General features: G+C 61.5%; 22 protein-coding genes and 1 pseudogene. 8 read left to right on the top strand and 15 right to left on the bottom strand.

Annotated features, from left to right (window positions below; genetic code table 11):
- Positions 1–21 precede the first annotated feature (21 nt).
- A complete protein-coding gene (locus Q1M04_RS01685) occupies positions 22–510 on the bottom strand; it encodes a hypothetical protein (RefSeq protein WP_297996997.1) in 489 nt (162 codons plus the stop codon).
- A gap of 320 nt (positions 511–830) precedes the next feature.
- Between Q1M04_RS01685 and Q1M04_RS01680 the strand changes: the two genes are divergently transcribed.
- The 4 genes from Q1M04_RS01680 to gpmI all read left to right on the top strand — a co-directional run bounded on the left by Q1M04_RS01680 (position 831) and on the right by gpmI (position 5284).
- Positions 831–1334 carry a tRNA (cytidine(34)-2'-O)-methyltransferase gene (locus Q1M04_RS01680; RefSeq protein WP_297996999.1) on the top strand — a complete coding sequence of 168 codons (504 nt, stop codon included), beginning with the start codon at positions 831–833 and terminating at the stop codon, positions 1332–1334.
- 72 nt (positions 1335–1406) lie between these two features.
- A complete protein-coding gene (locus tag Q1M04_RS01675; RefSeq protein WP_297294575.1) occupies positions 1407–2675 on the top strand; it encodes a phosphoglycerate kinase in 1269 nt (422 codons plus the stop codon).
- A 156-nt stretch (positions 2676–2831) separates the two neighbouring features.
- Entirely contained in the window at positions 2832–3605 is a 774-nt protein-coding gene (gene tpiA, locus Q1M04_RS01670; RefSeq protein ID WP_293280336.1) for a triose-phosphate isomerase, read from the top strand.
- A 161-nt stretch (positions 3606–3766) separates the two neighbouring features.
- Positions 3767–5284: a 2,3-bisphosphoglycerate-independent phosphoglycerate mutase gene (gpmI, locus tag Q1M04_RS01665; RefSeq protein WP_297997002.1), complete on the top strand. Its 1518-nt coding sequence runs from the start codon at positions 3767–3769 to the stop codon at positions 5282–5284.
- A gap of 48 nt (positions 5285–5332) precedes the next feature.
- Here the strand turns inward: gpmI and yihA are convergent, their stop codons facing one another.
- The 13 genes from yihA to lepB (Q1M04_RS01600) all read right to left on the bottom strand — a co-directional run bounded on the left by yihA (position 5333) and on the right by lepB (Q1M04_RS01600) (position 17924).
- Positions 5333–5920 (bottom strand): ribosome biogenesis GTP-binding protein YihA/YsxC, encoded by a 588-nt coding sequence (gene yihA / locus Q1M04_RS01660; protein WP_297997004.1) that lies wholly within the window; start codon positions 5918–5920, stop codon positions 5333–5335.
- 12 nt (positions 5921–5932) lie between these two features.
- Positions 5933–8326: an endopeptidase La gene (gene lon, locus Q1M04_RS01655; protein ID WP_297997006.1), complete on the bottom strand. Its 2394-nt coding sequence runs from the start codon at positions 8324–8326 to the stop codon at positions 5933–5935.
- A 131-nt stretch (positions 8327–8457) separates the two neighbouring features.
- A complete protein-coding gene (gene clpX / locus Q1M04_RS01650) occupies positions 8458–9762 on the bottom strand; it encodes an ATP-dependent Clp protease ATP-binding subunit ClpX (protein WP_297997008.1) in 1305 nt (434 codons plus the stop codon).
- Between the two features lie 36 nt (positions 9763–9798).
- The gene (gene clpP / locus Q1M04_RS01645) at positions 9799–10401 is read right to left on the bottom strand and encodes an ATP-dependent Clp endopeptidase proteolytic subunit ClpP (protein ID WP_293279540.1); all 603 of its coding nucleotides are present in this window, start codon (positions 10399–10401) and stop codon (positions 9799–9801) included.
- 151 nt (positions 10402–10552) lie between these two features.
- A complete protein-coding gene (tig, locus tag Q1M04_RS01640; RefSeq protein ID WP_297997011.1) occupies positions 10553–12019 on the bottom strand; it encodes a trigger factor in 1467 nt (488 codons plus the stop codon).
- A 99-nt stretch (positions 12020–12118) separates the two neighbouring features.
- Positions 12119–12799 (bottom strand): metallophosphoesterase, encoded by a 681-nt coding sequence (locus Q1M04_RS01635; protein ID WP_297997013.1) that lies wholly within the window; start codon positions 12797–12799, stop codon positions 12119–12121.
- A gap of 37 nt (positions 12800–12836) precedes the next feature.
- A complete protein-coding gene (gene thrC, locus Q1M04_RS01630; RefSeq protein WP_297997015.1) occupies positions 12837–14324 on the bottom strand; it encodes a threonine synthase in 1488 nt (495 codons plus the stop codon).
- 36 nt (positions 14325–14360) lie between these two features.
- Complete coding sequence (locus Q1M04_RS01625) at positions 14361–14720, bottom strand: YraN family protein (RefSeq protein ID WP_293279546.1); 360 nt, start codon at positions 14718–14720, stop codon at positions 14361–14363.
- Positions 14717–15337 (bottom strand): ribonuclease HII, encoded by a 621-nt coding sequence (locus tag Q1M04_RS01620; RefSeq protein WP_297997017.1) that lies wholly within the window; start codon positions 15335–15337, stop codon positions 14717–14719. The genes Q1M04_RS01625 and Q1M04_RS01620 overlap by 4 nt, the downstream gene beginning before the upstream one ends.
- Entirely contained in the window at positions 15300–15833 is a 534-nt protein-coding gene (locus tag Q1M04_RS01615; protein ID WP_297997019.1) for a hypothetical protein, read from the bottom strand. The genes Q1M04_RS01620 and Q1M04_RS01615 overlap by 38 nt, the downstream gene beginning before the upstream one ends.
- A complete protein-coding gene (ylqF, locus tag Q1M04_RS01610) occupies positions 15833–16702 on the bottom strand; it encodes a ribosome biogenesis GTPase YlqF (protein WP_297997021.1) in 870 nt (289 codons plus the stop codon). The genes Q1M04_RS01615 and ylqF overlap by 1 nt, the downstream gene beginning before the upstream one ends.
- On the bottom strand, positions 16702–17295 hold the full coding sequence (gene lepB, locus Q1M04_RS01605) for a signal peptidase I (RefSeq protein WP_293279550.1): 594 nt from the start codon (positions 17293–17295) through the stop codon (positions 16702–16704). Before lepB (Q1M04_RS01605) ends, ylqF begins: the two co-directional genes overlap by 1 nt.
- 35 nt (positions 17296–17330) lie before the next feature.
- Positions 17331–17924: a signal peptidase I gene (gene lepB / locus Q1M04_RS01600; protein WP_204789398.1), complete on the bottom strand. Its 594-nt coding sequence runs from the start codon at positions 17922–17924 to the stop codon at positions 17331–17333.
- 694 nt (positions 17925–18618) lie between these two features.
- Between lepB (Q1M04_RS01600) and trpS the strand changes: the two genes are divergently transcribed.
- From trpS to Q1M04_RS01580, 4 genes are read left to right on the top strand one after another with little or no spacing between them, the layout of a single operon-like run.
- Complete coding sequence (gene trpS, locus Q1M04_RS01595) at positions 18619–19620, top strand: tryptophan--tRNA ligase (protein WP_297997023.1); 1002 nt, start codon at positions 18619–18621, stop codon at positions 19618–19620.
- A 12-nt stretch (positions 19621–19632) separates the two neighbouring features.
- Positions 19633–20790 carry an MraY family glycosyltransferase gene (locus Q1M04_RS01590; protein ID WP_297997025.1) on the top strand — a complete coding sequence of 386 codons (1158 nt, stop codon included), beginning with the start codon at positions 19633–19635 and terminating at the stop codon, positions 20788–20790.
- Complete coding sequence (gene wecB / locus Q1M04_RS01585) at positions 20787–21938, top strand: non-hydrolyzing UDP-N-acetylglucosamine 2-epimerase (RefSeq protein ID WP_297294659.1); 1152 nt, start codon at positions 20787–20789, stop codon at positions 21936–21938. Before Q1M04_RS01590 ends, wecB begins: the two co-directional genes overlap by 4 nt.
- Before the next feature lie 6 nt (positions 21939–21944).
- A complete protein-coding gene (locus tag Q1M04_RS01580; RefSeq protein WP_297997027.1) occupies positions 21945–22727 on the top strand; it encodes a hypothetical protein in 783 nt (260 codons plus the stop codon).
- Between the two features lie 37 nt (positions 22728–22764).
- Here the strand turns inward: Q1M04_RS01580 and Q1M04_RS01575 are convergent.
- Positions 22765–22976: pseudogene (locus tag Q1M04_RS01575) on the bottom strand (hypothetical protein); the annotation flags it as partial.

The raw sequence follows: 22976 nt of genomic DNA, 5'->3' as shown, positions 1-22976 counted from the left end.
CGGACGAATTCACTTTTTTCTTTATCCCATTTCCTTGGAGGCTTCCCTCTGCCGCAGCAGCGCCTCAATCTCGGCCACGGTGTCCGGCCCGTAGACCGGCAGCCAGCCGGAGACCAGCTCCGCGCCCTGCACGCTGTTGGTCATTTTCACCCGCCAGGTCTCCCGGAGCTCCCGGCCCGGCGCGGCGTAGGCAAAGCCCGGCCCGGCCTCCTCCATAGGGAACGCGGCCCTGGGGAGCACCAGCGTGGCGCCGTCCGTGTCCAAAAACGACTCCAGGTCCGTCCACTGCTCGGAAACGGCGGACTCCGGGGGCAGGATGCCCCGGGCTTCCTCCGCGAAGCGGGGGCCGCAGACAGCGAAAAGCCGCTGAACGCCTTCAGCCCGCAATCGGTCGCATACCCAGGATAGGATGGGACGGGACAGCACGGTTTCCAGCATCAGCGGCTTTAAGCCCGCCGGGACGGCGGCGTCTTCCTCAAAAATCAAAACAGCCTGTTTCGGACAACTCATGAACTCGCCCTCCTTTGCACATTTTTACTAAAGGCAACTCCATTATAGCAAACTTTTGGGGAAAATCCAGTGGTTACGGTGAATTTGTCCCTAGAATTTTTTCCAAATTTTTTCCTGTCTCTTGTTCTTTTTTGTCAGAGCTCACGGAAAAAGAGAGAAAAGCCCCCAAATCTCCCGGCTTTTTTCGGCGTTTCGCAGAATTTGCTTTTTCCCCCTGGTATGTTTTAATCAAAAATGTAATTTTTTCAAAGAATGTAGTTGAATTTGTTAAGGTAATAGATTACAATAACACTATTCTGTGAAAAAGCGGGAGGGCCCCTATGCTGCACGTCGTACTGGTGGAACCGGAGATTCCCCAGAACTGCGGGAACATCGCCCGCACCTGCGCCGCCACCGGCTCCAGCCTCCATCTGGTCCGCCCCCTGGGCTTCGACATCTCCCAGGGCGCCATCCGGCGGAACATGAAGCGCTGCGGCCTGGACTACTGGCACTTGGTGGAGGTTTCGGACTACGAGAATCTGGAAGACCTCTTCCGCCGCCATCCGGAGGCCGCGTCGGACCTTTGGCTCACCACCACCAAGGCTCCCCAGCCGTACACGGAGGCAGCATTCACGGAAGACAGCTGGCTTTTCTTCGGCAAGGAGACCGCCGGGCTGCCCCTCCCCTTCCGGGAGCGGTTTCGGGAGCGCTGCGTCCGGCTGCCCATGGTGGACGAGGCCCGGAGCCTGAACCTGAGCAACGCCGTAGCCGTATGCGTATACGAGGCCCTGCGGCAAAGCGGATTCCCCGGCCTTTTGGGTACGGGAGAAATGGCGCGCTTATAACTTATAGCATTATAATATGTTTAAACCGGCGTTCGCGCCGAGAAATAAGTTCTTTTTAGGAGGAGTCCTGAGATGAATTACAACAAGAAGACCGTCAAAGACGTAGAGGTGTCCGGCAAAAAGGTGCTGCTGCGCTGCGATTTCAACGTCCCCCAGGACAAGGAGACCGGCGCGATCACCAGCGACAAGCGCATCGTGGCCGCCCTGCCCACCATTCAGTACCTGCTGGAGCAAGGCGCCGCTGTGATCGCCTGCTCTCACCTGGGCAAGCCCGAGGCCAGCTTTGACAAATGGGTCAAGAAGCAGGCCGAAAAGGGCAAGGATCCCGCTTCCCTCACCGAGGAGAAGTGGAAGAAGTCCCTGGCGAAGCTGAGCCTGGCTCCCGTGGCCAAGCGCCTGGGCGAGCTGCTGGGCAAGGAGGTCGTCATGGCCGCCGACGTGGTGGGCGAGGACGCCAAGGCCAAAGCCGCCGCCCTGAAGCCCGGCGAGATTCTGCTGCTGGAAAACACCCGCTTTGAAAAAGGCGAGACCAAAAACGACCCGGAGCTTGCCAAGGCCATGGCCTCCATGGCGGAGGTCTACGTGTCCGACGCCTTCGGCGCGGTGCACCGGGCCCACGCCTCCACCGCCGGCGTGGCCGATTACCTGCCCGCCGTCTCCGGCTTCCTGATCCAGAAGGAGCTGGACTTCCTGGGCGGCGCCATCGCCAGCCCCAAGCGGCCCCTGGTGGCCATCCTGGGCGGGGCCAAGGTCTCCTCCAAAATTGGGGTTATCAACAACCTGCTGGAAATCGCCGACACCATTATCATCGGCGGCGGCATGTCCTACACCTTCTCCGCCGCCCAGGGCGGCAAGGTGGGCAACAGCCTGCTGGAATCCGACTGGATGGACTATTCCAAAGAGATGATCGCCAAGGCCGAGGCCAAGGGCGTGAAGTTCCTTCTGCCGGTGGACACCGTCTGCGGCGACAAGTTTGCTCCCGACGCCAAGAGCCAGCTCGTCAAGGCCGGGGAAATTCCCGACGGCTGGGAGGGCTTGGACATCGGGCCCGAGACGGTGAAGCTTTACTGTGACGCCGTGTCCGGCGCGGGCACCGTCATCTGGAACGGCCCCATGGGCGTGTTTGAGTTCCCCGCCTTCGCCAAGGGCACCGAGGCCATGGCCGAGGCCCTGAGCAAAACCTCCGCCATCACCGTCATTGGCGGCGGAGACAGCGCGGCGGCGGTGGAGCAGCTGGGCTACGCCGACAAGATGAGCCACATCTCCACCGGCGGCGGAGCCTCTTTGGAGTTCCTGGAAGGCAAAGAGCTGCCGGGCGTGGCGTGCCTTTTGGACGCCTGACGCCGTCTTTTTGAGGAAAAAGTTCAGGAAAAAGCACTCTGCGCCCTTGACTTTTTCCCTCAGTTCGGCTATATATTAGTTGATTGCTTTTTGCTTTCCCACGGGCCCTGACGCCCGCCATCTTGAAAACATAAATATAAAGGAGTTTTGAACATCATGAACCGCAGATATCGCAAAACCGTCATCGCCGGAAACTGGAAGATGAACATGACCGCCAGCGAAACCAAGAAATTTGCCGAGGAAATCCGCAAGATTATGCCCCGGGCCAAGTGGTGCGAAACGCTGATCTGCGTCCCCGCCTGCAACATCTCCACCGCTGCCAAGGCTTTCAAGGATCTGCGCATCTCCGTGGGCGCCGAAAACGTCTACTTTGAGGAGAAGGGCGCCTACACCGGCGAGATCTCCGCCGATATGCTGAAAGACCTGGCCGTCAAGTACGTCATCATCGGCCACAGTGAGCGCCGCCAGTACTTCGGCGAAACCGACGTCTCCGTCAATAAAAAAGTCCACGCCGTGCTGAACGCCGGTATGAGCCCCATCATCTGCGTGGGCGAAAGCCTGGAGCAGCGGGAGACCGGCATCACCAACGAGTGGATTGCCCTCCAGGTGAAGAGCGCCCTCTTCGGCGTGCCCGCCGACAAGCTGCGCCGCTGCATCATCGCCTATGAGCCCATCTGGGCCATCGGCACCGGCAAGACCGCCACCGCCGAGCAGGCCGGTGAGGTCTGCTCCAACATCCGCGCCACCATCCGCTCCCTGTACGGCGCCCGGGTGGCCCGGAGCGTCACGATCCAATACGGCGGGTCCATGAACGCCAAGAACGCCGCGGAGCTCCTGGCCCAGCCCGACATCGACGGCGGACTCATTGGCGGCGCGGCCCTGAAGCCCGACCAGTTCGTGGAGATCATCAACGCGGCCAATCAAGAATGACTCCGTCTCAAAGGGGGGGACTCCGTCCCCCCTTTGGATTCCCCCACACCAGTGACATCAGTCACTGGTGTATGCGCCCAAGGCGCACGCATCGGGGAATTTTCCTGACGCACATGCCGTCGGGAAAATGATTTCAATTCTCCCCTGAGGAGGAGTATTTAATGAACAAAACACCGACTACTTTGATCATCATGGACGGCTTCGGCACCGGCGGCGGAGAGACGGGAAACGCCGTCCAAACCGCCAAAACGCCCCGGCTGGACGGCTTCTTCCAGGAGTTCGCCCACACAACCCTCTCCGCCTCCGGGCTGGACGTGGGCCTGCCCGACGGGCAGATGGGCAACAGCGAGGTGGGCCACACCAACATCGGCGGCGGCCGGGTGGTCTTCCAGGACCTGCCCCGCATCACCCGCTCCATTGAGGACGGCAGCTTTTTCCAAAATCCCTCTTACCTCCACGCCATGGACGCCTGCATGGAAAAGGGCTCCGCCCTGCACCTGTTCGGCCTTTTGTCCGACGGCGGCGTCCACTCCCACCTGACCCACCTCTTCGCCCTTTTGAAAATGGCCAAGGACAAGGGACTTACCCGGGTCTATATCCACGCCTTCCTGGATGGGCGGGACGTGTCCCCCACCTCCGGCGCGGGCTTTGTGGCCCAGACGGTGGAAAAGTGCGAGGAAATCGGCGTGGGCAAAATCGCCACGGTCATGGGCCGGTACTACGCCATGGACCGGGACAAACGCTGGGACCGGGTGGAGCAGGCCTATGACGCCATGGTCTACGGCGAGAGCCTCATCAACAACCCGGACCCCGTGGACGCGGTGAAAAAGTCCTATGAAAAGGGCGTCACCGACGAGTTCGTGGAGCCCGTGGTCTGCGATGCCGACGGCTCTATTTCCGACAACGACAGCGTGATCTTCTTCAACTTCCGCCCCGACCGGGCCCGGGAGATTACCCGGACTCTGGTGGACCCGGAGTTTGACGGCTTCACCCGGCAGTTCTTCCCCCTGACCTTTGTGTGCAACACGGAGTATGACGCCTCCATGCCCAACGTGGAGGTGGCCTTCCCCCGAGTGCTGGTGAATAACGGCCTGGGTGAATACCTCAGCAAAATGGGCATGACCCAGCTCCGCATCGCGGAGACGGAGAAGTACGCTCATGTGACCTTCTTCTTCAACGGCGGCAGCGAAACCGTCTTCCCCGGGGAGGATCGGGTGCTGGTCCCCTCCCCCAAGGTGGCTACCTACGACCTTCAGCCGGAGATGAGCGCTCCGGAGGTCTGCGAAAAATGCGTGGAGCGCATTGAATCCGGGGCCTACGACGTCATCATCCTGAATTTTGCCAACTGCGACATGGTGGGCCATACCGGAATTTTTGACGCCGCGGTCAAGGCGGTGGAAACTGTGGATACCTGCGTAGGCAAGGTGGTGGACGCCACCTTGAAAATGGGAGGCATCGCTATGATCACCGCCGACCACGGAAACGCGGAGCAGATGGTGGAGCCAGACGGAAGCCCCATGACCGCCCACACCACGAATCCTGTGCCCTTCATTCTCTGCGGCGCGGGGTCCGAGCTGCGGAGCGACGGAAGGCTTGCCGATATCGCGCCGACGATGCTGGATGTGATGGGCCTGGCCTGTCCGCCGGAAATGGACGGAAAAACCCTCATCGTGCAATAAGCAGCCTGTATAGAAAAAGAGCCGCCCAGCCGGGCGGCTCTTCTTTTTTTATTCTACAGCGGCGTTCAGAAGGCGGATGAGCTCCTCCTTCCCCGTTCCCTTCTCGGCGGAGAACGGCAGGAGCACGTCCTCCTCCCCCAGCTCCAGCGTCTCCCGAATCAAAGCCAAAGCCGGGTCAATCTGGCTCTTTTTCAGCTTATCCAGCTTGTTGGCCACTACAATCTCCGGACAGCCCGTCTCCCGAAACCAGCCGTGCATCGTCAAATCATTGGCCGTCGGCTTGTGCCGGGCGTCCACAATCAGCACGCCGGCGGTGATATGGGCCTCCTGGAAATAGCTTTCCATCAGGCGCCCCCAACGCTCCTTCTCCGCCTTGGAGACTTTGGCATAGCCGTAGCCCGGCAGGTCCACCAGGTAGGCTTTCCCGTCCACCAGGAAGTAGTTCACCTGGGTGGTCTTCCCCGGGGAAGACCCCACATAGGCCAGGTTCTTCCGGCCCAGGAGCCGGTTGATCACCGAGGACTTCCCCACGTTGGACCGGCCCGCAAAGGCAAACTGCGGCAAACCGTCCCAAAGGAACTGTTCCCTGGTCCCGGCGGAACGGACAAATTCCGCTTTTCCAAAATTGACGGACATCCTTCCCCTCCTTTACTGCCGGAGAACAGCGGCTTCTTTCTTTTCCCGGCCGATAGGGGGAAAGACCGGCGCTTCCTCACGAGCCGCCTCCGGCATGGGCACCAGCGCCGCGGCAAAGACTTGATCCACGGTCTCCACCGGAATGAAGTTCAGCGCCGCCCGGACCGTCTGGTCAATTTCCTCCAGGTCCCGGATATTGTCCTTGGGAATCAGCACCGTGCCGATACCGTTCCGCAGGGCGGCCATGGTCTTCTCCTTCAGTCCGCCGATGGCCAGCACACGTCCCCGGAGGGTCACCTCTCCCGTCATGGCCAGGCCCGCCTTGACCTTACGGTCCGTCAGGGCGGAGAGCATGGCCGTGGTGACGGCGATGCCCGCCGAGGGGCCGTCCTTGGGCACCGCTCCCTCGGGGAAGTGGACATGGATGTCCTTGTTTTTATAAAACTCCGCTTCCACGCCCAGCACCGCCGCCCGGCTGCGGATGCAGCTCAGGGCCGCCTGGGCCGACTCCTTCATCACGTCGCCCAGGTTTCCGGTGAGCTCCAGCTTGCCGGTGCCCTCCATCACATTGACCTCGACTTCCAGAATCTCGCCGCCGGTTTCCGTCCATGCCAGGCCGTTGACCACGCCGGTCTCCTCCCTCTCCGTATGGAGGGCAGGGGGATAGGGCTGGCAGTCCAGGAATTTCGGAAGATCTTCCTCCATTACCGTCACCCGCTTCGTCTCGCCGGAAACCAGCTTCATGTCCGTTTTCCGGCATAGGGCCGCAATGCGCCGCTCAAGCAGCCGGACGCCGGACTCCCGGGTGTAGTTCCGGATTACGGCCCGGAGCACATCGTCCCCCACCCGGAGGGAGGATTTCTTCAGGCCGTGCTCCGCCAGCTGCTTGGGCAGCAGATGGCGGCGGGCGATTTCCACCTTCTCCTCGTCGGTGTAACTGCTGAGGCGGATAACCTCCATCCGGTCCAGCAGGGGCTGGGGAATGGTGTCTGTGGTGTTGGCGGTGGTAATGAACATCACCCGGCTCAAGTCCACGGGAATCTCCATATAGTGGTCCCGGAACGAATGGTTCTGCTCACTGTCCAGCACTTCCAGCAGGGCCGAGGCCGGGTCTCCCCGGTAATCGTTCCCCAGCTTATCGATCTCGTCCAGCAGCAGCAGCGGGTTCATGGACCCGCCCCGGATGATGGCGTCAATGACCCGGCCGGGCATGGAGCCGATGTAGGTCCGCCGGTGGCCCCGGATGTCCGCCTCGTCCCGGACGCCGCCCAGGGAAAGCCGGGCCAGCTTCCGGTTCAGCGCCTTGGCAACGCTGATGGCAATGGAGGTTTTTCCCACCCCCGGCGGGCCCACCAGGCACAAAATCTGCCCCTTGCCCTTGGGGTTCATCTGCCGGACGGCAATGGTCTCCAAAATCCGTTCCTTCACCTTCGCCAGGCCGAAATGATCCTTTTCCAGCACCTTCCGGGCGGCCTCCACGCTGACGCGCTCCCGCGTCTCTGTGTTCCAGGGCATCTCCAGGCATACATCCAAATAGTTTCGGATCACCGACGCCTCGGCGCTGCCATAGGGCTGGCGGGAGAGCTTCCCCGCTTCCTTCAGCAGGTGCTTCTCCGCCTCCTCCTCCAACTGCAGCTCCAAAATCTTGCGGCAATAATCCTCAACTTCATCCTCGTCGTCCTCCCCCAGCTCGTTCTGGAGGACCCGAATCTGCGTGCGGAGAATCTGGTCCCGCTGCGTGCGAATCAGCTGGTCCCGGATCTTGCCCTCCATCTCATGCTCAAAACCCAGGATGCTGCACTCCCTGGCCAGAAGGCCGTTCAGCTTCCGCATTCGGACGAAGGGGGCCAGCTCCTCTAGAATCCCCTGCTTATCCGTGTGCCGCAGGGGGATGTTCTGGGCAATGAAGTCCGCCAGATACCCCACGTCCCGGCCATCCATCACAGCGGTGACAATCTCCCCCGGAACCGATCCGGAAAGCTGGGCGTACTCGCTGAAGAGGCTCCAGGCTTGGCGAAGCAGGGCCTCTGCCCGGGGGCTCCTGGCTTCGGAGGGAACCTCCTCCGGCAGCACCTCAATATTGGCCTGCAGGTAGGGTGAGGACTGCCACAACCGCCGGAGGCGGGCCCGCCTCCGGCCCTCCACCATCACCCGGGCGGAACCGGAGGACAGGCGGAGAATCTGCCGGATGTGGGAGACGGTGCCGATTTGATACAGGTCCTTCTCCTCCGGCTGTTCCACTCCGATCTCCCGCTGGGTGACCAGGAAAACATCCTGCTCCCCCTCCATGGCCGCAATGGAGATGGGCCGCTCCACGTCAAAGGTCAGATTCATATGAGGGAAGACCGTCAGACCGCGAAGAGCCAGCACAGGCATATTGATTGTAGCCGGTTCCATAGGCGTCATAGGGTTCACGCTCCTTTCCAGGCACTGGAAAATAATGGTACGGAATGGAAGATGTCCTTACAACCCGAGAGGAAGGGACGTTACTCCCTTCCTCTCTTTCAGTCCGGCGCGGGGCCGGGCGTCTTCTTGTGTCAGGATGCGGACTTCGGCGGGCGGGATTTTCCGCTCTTGCCCGGATTCAGCTTCACGGAATAGCTCACCTTCTCCGGGTCCTTTGTCAAAACGGGACGGCCCGTACCGTCTACGCACTCCCTGGTAATAACAGCCTTGACAATGGTGGGGTCCGAGGGGATGTCGTACATGATCTGAGTCAGCATGCCCTCCATGACGGCCCGAAGGCCCCGTGCACCGATATTCCGCTCAATGGCCTTGTCGGCAATCGCGTCCAGCGCCTCGCCTTCAAACTCCAGCTCCACGTCGTCGTACTCCAGCAGCTTTTTGTACTGCTTCACCAAGGCGTTCTTCGGCTCCTGGAGAATGCGGACCAGATCTTCCCGCCTCAAGCCGTTCAGCGGCGCGATGACCGGAAGACGACCGACCAGCTCCGGGATGATACCGTACTTCAGAATATCGTGGGGCTGGACCTCGTGGAGGATTTTGCTCAGGTCTTTGTCCTTCTTTCCCTGGATGTTGGCCCCAAAGCCGATGCTCTTTTGATCCAGGCGCTTTTCAATAATTTTTTCCAGCCCGTCGAACGCGCCGCCGCAGATAAAGAGGATGTTCTTCGTGTTCATCTGGATGAATTCCTGATGGGGATGCTTCCGGCCGCCCTGGGGCGGGACGTTGGCCACGGTCCCCTCCACAATTTTCAGCAGCGCCTGCTGCACCCCCTCCCCGGAAACGTCCCGGGTAATGGAGGTATTTTCGCTCTTCCGGGCAATTTTGTCGATTTCATCCACATAGATGATGCCGTGCTCAGCGCGCTCCACGTCGAAGTCCGCCGCCTGAAGAAGGCGGAGGAGAATGTTCTCTACGTCGTCGCCCACGTAGCCCGCTTCCGTAAGGGTAGTGGCGTCGGCAATGGCGAAGGGCACTTTCAAAATCTTGGCCAGAGTTTGGGCGAACAGGGTCTTGCCGGAGCCGGTGGGGCCCAGCATCAGGATATTGCTCTTTTGGAGCTCCACGTCCTCGTCCCCGCCGAAGAAGATGCGCTTGTAATGATTATACACCGCCACGGATAGGGCGACCTTCGCCTCGTCCTGGCCGATAACATACTGATCCAGCACATCTTTAATCTCCCGGGGCGTGGGCAGCTGGTCCGGCAGGTCCTCCAGCGCCGGGGCGTCGGGCTCGAAGCCGTCGTTCAGAATGCTCATGCACAGGTGGACGCACTCGTCGCAGATACGCACACCGGGGCCCTGTATCATGCGGCGGATCTGCTGCTCATGCTTGCCGCAGAAAGAACACCGCAGAGTTTTCTTGCCGTCGTCGTTCATGGTTTTTACCTTTCTATCGGGGATGGGGCTTCGCGTTTAGGCCTCGTCCTTTTTCTCTTCCTTGTTGACCAGTATCTTGTCAATCAGGCCGAACTCCTTGGCCTCCTCGGCACTCATGAAGTTGTCCCGCTCGCAGGCGTCCGTGACTTCCTCGATGGATCGGCCCGTGTTTTCCGACAGGATGCGGTTCATCCGCTTTTTGATCGTCTCCAACCGCTTCAGGTGGATGGCCATATCGGTAATCTGGCCCTGGGTGCCGGCAGAAGGCTGGTGAATCATGATCTCCGCGTTGGGCAGAGCGATGCGCTTGCCCTTGGCTCCGGCGGAGAGGAGGAAGGCTCCCATGCTGGCCGCCATGCCGACGCAGATGGTGGACACGTCGCATTTGACGTACTGCATGGTGTCGTAAATCGCCATACCGTCGGTAACCGATCCGCCGGGGCTGTTGATATACAGCTGGATGTCCTTATCCGGGTCCTGGGCCTCCAGATAGAGGAGCTGGGCCACGATCAGGCTGGCCGTGGTGGCGTTGACCTCCTCGCCCAGGAAGACGATCCGGTCGTTCAGCAGCCGGGAGAAAATGTCATAGGACCGCTCGCCCCGGTTGGTCTGTTCGACTACGTAGGGAACTAGACTCAATTTGATAACCTCCAGTCTTTTGTGCGGGCCTGCCAGGGGTGAAGCGCGCTCCAGCGCCCGGCAGTTATGCCCATATAACCATTTTCACATGATACCACAGGCATCATGTGAAAATGTGTCGAATCTGTGAATCCGCAAGTAAAGATTCGGCTTATTCGGCGTCCTTCGGCTCCTCGGTCTCCTCCGTCTTCTTCTTTCTGGGCTTCCGGGCGGGCTTTTTCTCTTCCGCGTCCGGCTCCGCACCCTCGGACTCTTCCGTCTTCTTCTTGCGAGGCTTCCGGGCGGGCTTCTTCTCTTCCGCGGCGGGCTCCTCCGCGGGTTTTTCCTCGGGCTTCTCCTCCGGCTTCACAGCGGTGGCGCTCTCCACCACCACGTCGATGGCCCGGCGGCTGCAAACCTGGTCCTTCACCTGGTCGGCCTGGATGTACTTCTTTACCATCTCCACATCCATGCCGAACTGCTCCGCCAGCTTCTTGTATTCTTCCTCTACATCTTCGTCGCCGGCCTCAATGTTTTCGGCCTTGATGACGGCCATGACGGCCAGGTCCATCTTCACCTGGCGCAGGGCGGGCTCCTTAGCGTCCTCCAGCAGCTTGGACTCCTGGATGCCGGTCATCTGGAGATACTGGTCATAGGGGATTCCCTGCTGGGCGATCTGGGTGCGGAAGTTCTCCACGAACTGCCGGGCCTGGCCCTCCACCATGGCGTCGGGGATCTCGGCGGTGATGCCCTGGGCCACCTGCTCCATCAGCGCGTCCTCAAAGCCGCGCTGGGCGTCCTTCTCCCGCTCCTCTTTGATCTGCTTTTCGAGATCCGCCTTCAGCTCGTCCAGGGTGTCGAACTCGCTGACGTCCTTGGCAAACTCGTCGTCCAGGGCGGGAACTTCCTTCTCTTTGACCTCGTGGCACTTGACCTTGAAGACCACGGCCTTGCCGGCCAGGTCCGCATGGTAGTCCTCGGGGAAGGTGATGTCGATGTCTTTTTCCTCGCCGGCCTTCATGCCCGCGACCTGCTCCTCAAAGCCGGGAACAAAGCTGTGGGAACCCAGCTCCAGGCTGTGGTTGGTCCCCTTGCCTCCGTCGAAGGGCTTTCCGTCCAGGAAGCCCTCGAAATCGATGACGGCGGTATCGCCCTCCTTGGCCTCCCGCTCCACGGACACCAGGCGGGTGTTCCGGTCAGTGAGGGTCTGGAGGCGGCGGTCCACGTCCTCGGATGTGACCTGCACTTCCTCCTTGGGAGCGGTCAGGCCCTTATACTGGCCCAGGGTGACCTCGGGATACACGGGCGCGACAGCTTTGAAGGTAAAGCCCTGCCGGGTGCACTCGCCCACCAGCTCCACGGACGGATAGCCCACCACCTGGAGCTCTTTTTCCTTCACGGCGGCCTCATAGGCGTCGGGGAAGGCAATATTGATGGCCTCGTCGAAGAACACCTCCGCGCCGTACATGCCCTCGATGATCTTCCGGGGGGCCTTGCCGGGGCGGAAACCGGGGACGTTGATCTTGCCCCGCATCTTCCGGTACGCCTTTTCCATGGCGGCCTCAAACTCCGCGGCCTCCACCTCGATGGTCAACGCGACCTGGCTTTTTTCGATCTTCTCGCAGCTTTTCACACTCATGTCTGTTTTCCTCCGTTCATTCCCGGCACTCAAAACGTATATGGCCGGGCAAATAAGTATTCTATCAGAAAAAAATTGAAAATACCAGTCTTTTTTCCTTCAATCACAAATTTTTTTTGGAACAAAGCCCAGATAGTCGGCGGAGATCAGGGAAAACTCCGTTTCTCCCCGTTTTCCCTCCAGCCTCCGGCGGATGGCGTGGCCGTGAAGATGGCCGTAGCAGCATGTGGAAACCCGGTATTTTTCCAGCGTTTCCAAGATTTCCGGGCACTCATAGCCCTGGTAAAGTGGCGGGTAGTGGAGGAAGCACAAAATGGGCTTCTCCCCCGCCGCTTTCAAAGATGCCTCCAGCCGCCCCACCTCCCGGTTGAGGACCTTGACGTTGTGGGCGTCCTCCTCCAAAAACCAGCCCCGGGTGCCGCAGACGGCGTAATCCCCGTAGAAGACGCAGTTATTATGGAGGAGGTCCAGGGTGTGGATGCCCTTCTCGTCAAAGAAACGGTGGAGCTTGGCGGCGGTGGTCCACCAGTAGTCGTGGTTTCCCTTCACCAAATACTTCTTGCAGGGGAACCGGTCCAGGAATTGAAAGTCGGCCTCCGCCTCCTCCAGGCTCATGCCCCAGGAGGTGTCCCCCGCCAGGACCAGCACGTCCTCCGCCGTCAGGGCGGAGAGGCCTTCCCCAATGCGGGCGGTGTAGTTCTCCCAGGCGGGGCCGAAGATCTCCATGGGCTTGTCGGCCGTCAGGGAGAGATGCAGATCCCCAATGGCGTAGAGGGCCATAGCAGCTCCCCCCTTTCTGTTTGATGCCCGTCGCTCTTTATTTTAAGAAATCCAATACCACGCCGTCCATGCCCGGCTTCTCGCAGGTGAGGTCAAACCGCCGTTTCTTGCCCTTCAGCGCCGCCAGCCGTTTAGGAATCGCCACGCCGGAAACGGCGTTCAGCTGTTCCAGCAGCTCCACGCCGTCCCCCTCGGGGGTCTCTCCAATAGCCCGGAGAACGTGGTCGCAGAACTTATAGGGGGACGCGGTGGAGGCAAAGACCGTCAGGGTCTCGTCCCCGGTCTCCACCCGGTACTGCTCCAGCACTCCCGCCGCCACGGCGGTGTGGGTGTCGATGAGGTAGCCGTGCTCCTTATAATACCGGGCGATGGTGGCAGTAGTCCCCGCCTCGTCGCAGAAGCCGCCCCAGAACTGCTCCCGGAGGGCCGTCTTGATGGTTTCCGAAACCTCGTACTTCCCACTGGCGTTCAAGGCCTCCATATAGCCCCGGACCTCCTGGTCGTTCTCCCCGGAGAGGTCGAACAGCAGCCGCTCCAAGTTGCTGGACACCAGAATATCCATAGAGGGACTCATGGTGGTGTGGAAGGGCCGGTTTTTGTCGTACACGCCAGTACGGAGGAAGTCCGTCAGCACGTCGTTTTTATTGGACGCGCAGATGAGCTTCCCTACCGGCAGGCCCATGCGCTTCGCGTAATACGCCGCCAGGATATCCCCGAAGTTGCCGGTGGGGACGCAGAAGTTCACCTTGTCCCCCATGTTGATCTCTCCGTCCCGGAGCAGGTCGCAGTAGGCGGAGATGTAGTAAACCACCTGGGGCAGGATGCGGCCCCAGTTGATGGAGTTGGCGGAGGACAGGAGATAGCCCCGCTTCGCCAGGGTCTCCCGGATACCCTCGTCGGAGAATATTCGCTTCACCCCCGCCTGGGCGTCGTCGAAGTTGCCCACCACGGCGCAGACGCCAACATTCTCCCCGTCCTGGGTGACCATCTGGGCCTCCTGGACCTTGGACACGCCGTCCTTGGGGTAGAAAACCATGATTTTCGTCTGGGGCACGCCGGCAAAACCCTCCATGGCGGCTTTGCCGGTGTCGCCGGAGGTGGCCACCAGAATGCAGACCGTCTTGTCCTCCCCGGTCTTCCGCAGGGCGGCGGAAAGGAGCTGAGGCAGCATCTGGAGGGCCATGTCCTTAAAGGCGGAGGTGGGGCCGTGCCACAGCTCCAGACAGTGGGTGGAGCCATCCACCTTCCGCAGGGGGGCGGCGGCGGGGTGGCCGTACTTATCGGGACCGTAGGCGTTATTCGCAAAGCCCAGCAGCTCTTCCTCGCTGTAGTCCGTCAGATAAAGGGCCATGACCTTGGCGGCCCGCTCCTGGTAGGAGGCCCCGGTAAGGCTCTTCAAAAAGGCCTCGCCAATCTGGGGAACGGCCTCCGGGGTCAGCAGCCCGCCGTCCCGGGAAAGGCCCAGCTTCACGGCCTCGGCCCCGGTCACCCGCAGGGCACGGTCTCTGGTGCTCAAATACTTCATGTCTCGTATCTCACCTTTCTGGTTGTGTTTTGGAATCTATGCAAAGGCGTCCTCCAGGTACTCCACCCGGAACGCGCCGTCCTTTCCCTCATAAACCTCCGCCACGTCGAAGCGGGCGGGGCAGTCCAGGCCGTGAAAGCCCATGTAAAGATTCGCGGCCCGGCGGAGGCGCTGCTGTTTCCGCCCGTCCACAAATTCCCGGGGCAGCCCGATGGAGCCGGGGCCCCGGCGCTTTGCCTCCACAAAGCAGAGGACGCCCTCGGGGCTGCGGGCCACAATGTCCAGCTCCCCGAAGCGGCAGCGCCATTGGCGGTCTAAGATGGTATAGCCCCGCGCCTCCAAATACCGCCCTGCCAGGGCTTCCCCCTGGTCCCCGGAGGCCTTTGTCCCGCTCACCGCCGGGCCTCCCACTTTTTCAGGAAGGTCTTCCGGTGGGCCGGACATGGGCCGTGCCGGTCCAGGGCGGCATAGTGGGCCTTCGTGCCGTAACCCTTGTGCTTTGCGAAACCGTATTGCGGGTAAAGGGCATCCAGCTCCCGGGATACATGCCGGTCCCGGCTGACCTTTGCCAGAATGGAAGCCGCGGCGATGGAGGCGCTTTTTCCATCCCCGCCAATCAGGGTGGCGTGGGGCGTTTCTATGGCAAACCGGCTGCCGTGATCCCGATTGCCGTCGATGAGGGCCAGGTCCGGCTTCACGGACAGGCCGTCGATGGCTCTTTGCATCGCCAGCATCCGGGCGTTGAGGATATCCATTTCGTCAATTTCTTCCGCCGTGGCGAAGGCCACGGACCACGCCTCCGCCTGAGCGGTAATCTCGTCAAAGAGGATTTCCCGTTTTTTCTCGGTCAACTTCTTGGAGTCGTTCAGGCCGGGAATCTCGATTTCCCGGGGAAGGATGACGGCGGCGGCGTACACCGGACCCGCCAGGGGGCCCGCCCCCGCCTCGTCCACGCCGCAGAGGAAGCTGTACCCCCTATTCCACTGTTCCCGCTCCGGGGTCCAAAGGTCCATGGGCTTCTCTCCTTTTGTCCCGGCGGTGGAGCCAGGCGAAATAGATGAAATGAATCACGCAGACGAACAATACCGCCCCGCATCCCCCGCTGTACCGGACCATTCCCGGCAAGCCCGCCAGCCATTGAAACAGCAGCCACGTAAAGGCCAGCAGCTGATTTAGCGGCGTCAGGAAGGAACAAAGCACCCCAAAAACAAGAATCCCATTCACATCCCGGATCAACTCCAGTTCCGCAGCCAAAATCACTCCTGCGGCCAGCGCGGCGCTGAACCCCCAGTACCACTTCACGAAACGAAGCAGCCCCGCTCCCCCGGAGACAAGCCGCACGTTCAGAACCAGCAGGCCCACAAGCCATACCCCCAGCAAAATCCAGAACCGCGTTGTATATGTTTGATACAAGCCGTATCCAAACGCGCTGACGCTAGTATACAAATGCAGGGCCACCCATAAAAGCGCCGCGAAGTCGGCGGCGGACCATCGCTTGTTATCTCCCATTACGGTGCCTCCAGCGTAAACCGCCCCAGCTTGCCGGAGCGGAACTCGTCCAGAAGAATCTTCGCCATGCGCTCGGTGTCCACCTCGCCGCCGGAGACAAGAAAGCCCCGCCGCCGCCCGGCGGCCTCCAGAAGCCGCCAGCCGTAGGCCACGTCGTTCTCCTCCCCCTCCCGCTCCGGAAGGGCGGGGAGCTTGTAGCCGGTTTTCAGCGCCTCGGGGTAGTGCTCCGCAAGGTACGCCATCAAATGGCACCCCAGGGTTTCCGTGTCCAGAATCTCGTCCTTCACCGCGCCGGTGAAGGCCAGGTGCAGCCCCACGTCCTTGTCGTCCAACTTGGGCCAGAGGATGCCGGGGGTATCCAGCAGCTCAAGCCCCCGGTCGATGGGCACCCACTGCTTCGAGCGGGTCACGCCGGGGCGGTCCTCCGCCTTGGCGGTCTTCCGGCCCGCGATTTTATTGATAAAGGTGGACTTCCCCACGTTGGGGATGCCCAGGACCATGACCCGGACCACCCGGCCCATCTGGCCCTTCTCGGCGTAAGCGCGCAGCTTGTCCGCCAGCAGCTCCCGGACCGCGGCGGAAAATTTCGCCGTGCCCGCGCCGCTCTTAGAATCCGTTTCCAGCACCGCCCAGCCCTTTTCCTTGAAGAAAGCCGCCCAGTCTTTGGTCGCCTCCCGGTCCGCCTGGTCCGCTCGGTTCAAAACCACCAGCCGGGGTCTCCCCGCCGTCAGGCCGTCTATGTCCGGGTTGCGGCTGGAGCGGGGAATGCGGGCATCCAAAATCTCGCACACCGCATCCACGTTTTTCAGCTGTTCCCCGATCATCCGCCGGGTCTTTGCCATGTGCCCGGGGTACCATTGGATTTCCACTAGCCGATTCCTCCAATTCGTCCGTAGTCCCGGATTCCCGTTTCGGCGTCCGGGCCGGGCAGGGCCAGAAACGCCGCCCGGCCAATGATATAGCGCGTGTCGATGGTGCCCAGCTGACTGCTCCGGCTGTCGGTGGAGTGGTTGCGGTTGTCCCCCATGACGAAAACGCAGCCCTCCGGCACGGTGAGGGGAAATTCCGTTCCCTCCGGCGTGAAGGTCAGCTCGTTGATATAGTCCTCATGGAGGCGTTTTCCGTCCACATAGACCACGCCGGACCCAAAATCGATGTCCACCACCTGGCCCTCCGCGGCGATGACCCGCTTGACGATGGGCGTGGGGAGGAAGCTCTCCTTCCGCAAAACCACGATGTCCCCCGGCTCATATCCGCCGCAGAGCATGGAGTTCAGCACCAGCAGCCGGTCCCCGTCCTGGAGGGTAGGCACCATGGAGTGCCCGTCCACACCGATGAGGCGTGCGCCGAAGGTAAATACCAGCACCACGGCCAGCACGGAGCAGACCAGGGCCTGGACCCACTCGTACATTTCGCGGCCCCGGCCCTTCTTCTCCGGTTCCGCCCGCGCTTCTTTCTGCATGTCTCTTTCTCTCCTTGATTCCAGGGTACCGCTCCTCAGAGCGACCCAATGCGATCCCACTCCCGCATACCCAGGTCCTCGGTCATTCCCGGCAGCAGCAAAAACACCGCCCGGCCGATGAGGCAGCGCTGGTCCACCGCCCCCAGCTCCGGGGCCCGGCTGTCCCGGCTGCCGTTGCGGTTGTCCCCCATGAGGAAGACGCAGCCCTCCGGCACGGTGAAGGGGAACTCCGTTCCCTCCGACAGGTGGGTGGCCTCCCGGATATAAGGCTCCTCCAGGGCCTGGCCGTCCACATAGACCACGCCGTTGTCAAAATCCACGTCCACGGTCTCTCCCTCCGTGGCGATGACCCGCTTGACAATGGGCTCTCCGTTCTCAAAACCGGCCTTGGCGGCAATGACCACGTCGCCCCGCTCAAAATCCCCGCAAAGAACCCGGTTCACCACCAGCAGCAGATCTCCGTTTTGCAGCGTTTCCCGCATGGAACCGCCGGAGACGCCCACCACCCGGGCCCCGAAGGCAAACATCACCACCGCCGCCAATACGGAGCACACCAGCGCCTGGGCCCAATCGTAGAGGCCCCGGCCCGGCTGTTCCTGCTTTTTTTCATCTTTCTTCTCGTCCGGCATGCTGCTTCCTCCTATGGCGTCAAAAATTTTCAATCTTAATTAGTATAGCAAGAAAATCTTGAAATCACAAGGGGTTTTGCCAAAAAACCTGTTCAAAAACAGGGGAAACGGCCCGTCCTGAAAGGCCCGCGTTTATAAAAACCGTCAAAATGCGCTCCGGCACTTGACAAACCCGGCCCCGCGGCGTATGCTGTATAAAACATATAAGCGCAAACCGATGATGCGGAGAAGTAAACGGGGTCTTGGTTCTCATAGCGAGCCGCCGGTGGTGGAAGGGCGGCAGACGCAAGCCTGTTGAATGGACCGCGGAGGGCGGGCTGAACCGGGAGCAGGCTCCCTCATTACGCTTCGACGGGCTTTTCCCCCGTTACCAAGGAAAGGCGCGTGACGGCGCGCCGCCGAGCGGGCGGTTTGAAACCGCCAATTTGGGTGGCACCGCAGAAGTTTTAAGGCTTTTGTCCCAAAGATACCTGCAACAGGTCTTTTCTTGGGATGGGGGTCTTTTTTTGACCCTTCGTCCGGGAATCGGCCGGCATTTTGAAAGGGGCGGGCGCCATGCTTTATCTTCGATAATTCAATAAAAAGGAATCTCCACCGTTTTTGCCCTCCGGCAATTGCACTTTTCGCCAGTTCGTGGTAAACTAGTAAAATTGAGTAGGTTCCGGCGCTCCGGAACCGGACAGCGAGGTATGTTATGGAAAGCAAGAAGAAACGGATTTTCAGCGGCATTCAGCCCAGCGGAGAGCTGACCCTTGGGTCTTATATGGGCGCCATCAAAAACTGGGTCGCCCTTCAGGACGAATATGAGTGCGTCTACTGCATCGTGGATATGCATGCCATCACCGTGCGGCAGGTGCCCGCGGATCTGCGCCGCCGGGCGCTGAGCCAGCTGGCCCAGTATGTCGCCTGCGGCCTGGACCCGGAGAAGAGCATCCTCTTCATTCAGAGTCACGTCCCCCAGCACGCGGAGCTCAGCTGGGTGCTGAGCTGCTGCACCCAGTTCGGCGAGCTGAGCCGCATGACCCAGTTCAAGCAGAAATCCCAGCAGCACGCCGACAACATCACCGCCGGCCTCTTTACCTACCCGGTGCTCATGGCGGCGGACATCCTGCTCTACCAGACGGACCTGGTGCCCGTGGGCGAGGACCAGCGCCAGCATGTGGAGCTGTGCCGGGACATTGCCCAGCGCTTCAACGGCGTCTACAGCGACACCTTCACCCTGCCGGAGCCCTTCATTCAAAGAGTGGACCAGGGCGCCCGGATCATGAGCCTGGGCAACCCCATGAACAAGATGAGCAAATCCGACCCCGACGGCTGCGTCAACCTGATGGACCCGCCGGAGGTCATCCAGCGGAAGTTCAAGCGGGCCGTCACCGACAGCGAAACCGCCGTCCGCTATGACAAGGAGTCGAAGCCCGGTGTCTCCAATCTGCTGACCATCTACTGCGCCGCCGCAGGAAAGACCCTGGAGGAGGCGGAGGCCGAATTCCAGGGCCAGGGCTACGGAGTCTTCAAGCCCGCCGTGGGCGACGCGGTCATTGAGCTGTTCCGCCCCATCCGGGAGGAGGCCCAGCGCCTGATGGCCGACAAGGCGTATTTGGAGGGCCTCTACCGCCAGGGCGCGGAGCGGGCCTCCCGCATTGCCGGCCGCACCCTGGCCAAGGTCTACAAAAAGGTCGGGTTTCTACCCAGATAAGGAGAACGCAACATGCCCTTAGATAACCGGCTGATTGCCTATGTGGCCCTCGCCCTTTTGACGGCGCTGGTCGTCAGCTTCCTGATGACCCCCGTGGTAAAAACCTTCGCCTATAAGGTGGGGGCGGTGGACGTGCCTAAGGACGCCCGCCGGATGCACAAGGTCCCCATCCCCCGCCTGGGGGGCCTGGCCATCTTCATTGGCTTTATGGTCAGCGTCCTCATCCTGGGCGGCATCCGGGGGGGGAACGGCCAGATGCAGAGCATCCTCCTGGGCTCCGTCATCATCGTGGTCCTGGGGGTGGTGGACGACATCATGGCCCTGCCCGCCATGCTGAAATTCGTGGTCCAGATCGCCGCCGCCCTGATCCCCGCCTTGAACGGCGTGGTCATTCAGGCCTTTTCCAACCCCAACATCTTTTCAGATAGCCTCTACTGGGTGCTGGGCCCCCTGTCCGTGCCCTTCACGGTGCTCTGGATCGTAGCCATCACCAACGCGGTGAACCTCATCGACGGGCTGGACGGCCTGGCCAACGGCGTCTCCGCCATCTCCGCCACCACCATGCTGGTTATTGCCCTCCTGGCCTCCGAGGCCCAGGTCGCCATCGTCATGGCGGCGCTGGTGGGGGCCTGTGTGGGCTTCATGCCCTACAACCTCAACCCCGCCAAGATGTTCATGGGGGACACCGGGGCCACCTTCCTGGGCTATATCCTGGCCACCATGTCCATCCAGGGACTCTTCAAGTTCTACGCGGTGATCTCCTTCGCCGTGCCCTTCCTGATTTTAGGACTGCCCATTTTCGATACTACTTTCGCCTTCATCCGCCGCCTGGCCCACGGGCAAAGCCCCATGCACGCCGACCGGGGCCACATCCACCACCGGCTCATCGACATGGGGCTGAATCAGAAACAGGCGGTGGCGACGCTGTACGTCATTTCCGCCATGCTGGGCCTCTCCGCCGTGGTGCTGACCACCGGAGGGGAGCAGAAGGCCATGCTTTTCTTCGCGACGCTGTGCATCGTAGGGGCCGTGGCCGCCCGGGTGGTGTTCCCCAAGGAGATCCGGGAGGAGCTCCACGAAGAGCTTGAGGAGCTCAGGGATCTGGGACACCACGGCGAACACCAGGAAAAAGAGGAAGCCCCCGGTCATGGGGACAAGGAGCAGACATGAAAAACGTGCGTATCATGAGCGTCTTCGGCACCCGTCCGGAGGCCATCAAAATGTGCCCTCTGGTAAAGGAGCTGGCCTCCCGTCCCGGCATTGAAAGCCTCTGCTGCGTTACCGCCCAGCACCGGCAGATGCTGGACAGCGTGCTGGAGGTCTTCGGCGTTCGGCCTGACCGGGACCTGGACATCATGGCCCCCCGGCAGACCCTCTCCCACATCACCAGCAAGTGCCTCCTGGGCATGGACGAGGCCATCGACGAGCTGAAGCCCGACATGATCCTGGTCCACGGGGACACCTCCACCACCTTCGCCGGGGCTCTCTCCGCGTATTATCATCAGGTTTCCGTGGGCCATGTGGAGGCGGGCCTGCGGACCTATGACAAATACGCCCCCTTTCCCGAGGAGATGAACCGGGTGCTGACCTCCTCCATCGCGGACCTGCACTTCTGCCCCACCGCCGGGAACCGGGAAAACCTCCTCCGGGAGGGACAGGACCCCGGGGGCATCTTCATTACGGGAAACACCGTCATCGACGCGCTGAACACCACCGTGCGGAAGGATTACCGTTTCACCACAGATGAGCTGAACCGTCTGCCCTACGGGGAGAAGAAAGTTCTTCTGGTCACCTGCCACCGGCGGGAGAACTACGGCGAGCCTATGAAACAAATCATGCTGGCTCTCCGGCAGATTGCCGAGGAGAACCGGGACGTGGAACTGGTCTACCCCGTCCACCTCAGCCCGGTGGTCCGGGAAGCCGTGGATCAATACCTCCGAGGCGCGCCCCGGGTCCATTTGATCGACCCCCTGCCCGCCGACGAGATGCACAACCTGATGGACCGCTGCTTCTTAGTGCTGACGGACTCCGGCGGGCTCCAGGAGGAGGCCCCGGCCCTGGGCAAGCCCGTGCTGGTTCTCCGCCGGGAGACGGAACGGCCCGAGGCCGTGGCCGCCGGAACCGTGAAGCTGGCGGGCGTCGTCCAGGACGACATCGTCACCATGGCCACCCGGCTCATCCGGGACAAGCAGGCCTACGACAAGATGGCCCACGCCGTGAATCCCTACGGCGACGGGCACGCCTGCCGCCGCATCGCCGACGCCGTCGAGTGGCGTTTCGGCCTCCGGGAAGAACGGCCCGCCGATTACGGGGCGTAACGGGCCATGGATAAGCAGAAGCTGAATTGGGTCACCTGGGCCGTACTGGCCATTGCCGTTCTCCTCGTGGCCCTGATGCTGGGGGGCAGCTTGAACCGCACCGCCCATATTACCCTCCCCCCCTCCGACCTTCCCAGGGACCCCGCCGCCGGGGACGGCGGCGACTCCTCCGGCGTGACGGTTGTTGAAATCACGCCCGAGACGGTCCAGGCCGCTGTTTCCAGCCTCTCAAGACCGGAAAACTACGGGCGGAACATGACCCTTGAGTACCTTTGGGACGGCGGCGGCGGGACGGTTGAGCTCTACACCATCGTCCGGGGGCCCTGGACCCGGGTGGACCGGGGACTGCCGGACGGGAATACCCGCATCAGCCTTACCAATGGGGAGGAAACTTATATTTGGTACGGCTATGACCAGGACGCGGAGGTCGCCGTACTGCCGGCGGGAGAGTTCTCCGCCGACGTGGAGCAGTCCATCCCCACCTATGAGGACATCCTGGATCTGCCTGTGGAGGACATCTCTTTGGCGGACTACCGGCCCCTGGACACCCTGACCTGCATCTACGTGGAGACAGCGGCGGATGAGGCGGGCTATTCCACCCGGTATTGGGTCAGCGTGGAAAACGGCCTGCTGGTCCAGGCGGAGCGCCTGCTGGGGGAAAACGCCGTCTACCGGATGACCTCCCTCTACGTGGACCAGACGGAATACGACGCCTCCCGGTTCACCCTGCCCGACGGCACGGTGCTGCTGGACGACGGCGGGACGGAGTCCATGGTGCCCATAAATTGAGACGAGGAAAGGACGGGAATTCCCGTCCTTTTTCCGTCTATAAAATCAGCAGCAGCCCCAGGGCCACCAGCAGCTCCTCGTCCGCGTTCTCCCGGAAGAGGAAAAACAGCAGCGCCAGCAGCAGCAAATCCCCGGTGTCCACATGGTCCAGGTGAAGCTGATCCAGCAGATGCTGGAGAATTCCCGTCAGGCCGTCCGAGGGCCGCCCGCCGTGGGGAGGGCCGTGGGGAGGCCGCCCAGGCAGATCCA

Source organism: uncultured Oscillibacter sp., assembly GCF_950073225.1.
Lineage (GTDB): Bacteria > Bacillota > Clostridia > Oscillospirales > Oscillospiraceae > Oscillibacter.
The sequence above is the reverse complement of the archived record's forward strand: the minus strand, read 5'-3'. Positions and strand labels throughout refer to the sequence as shown.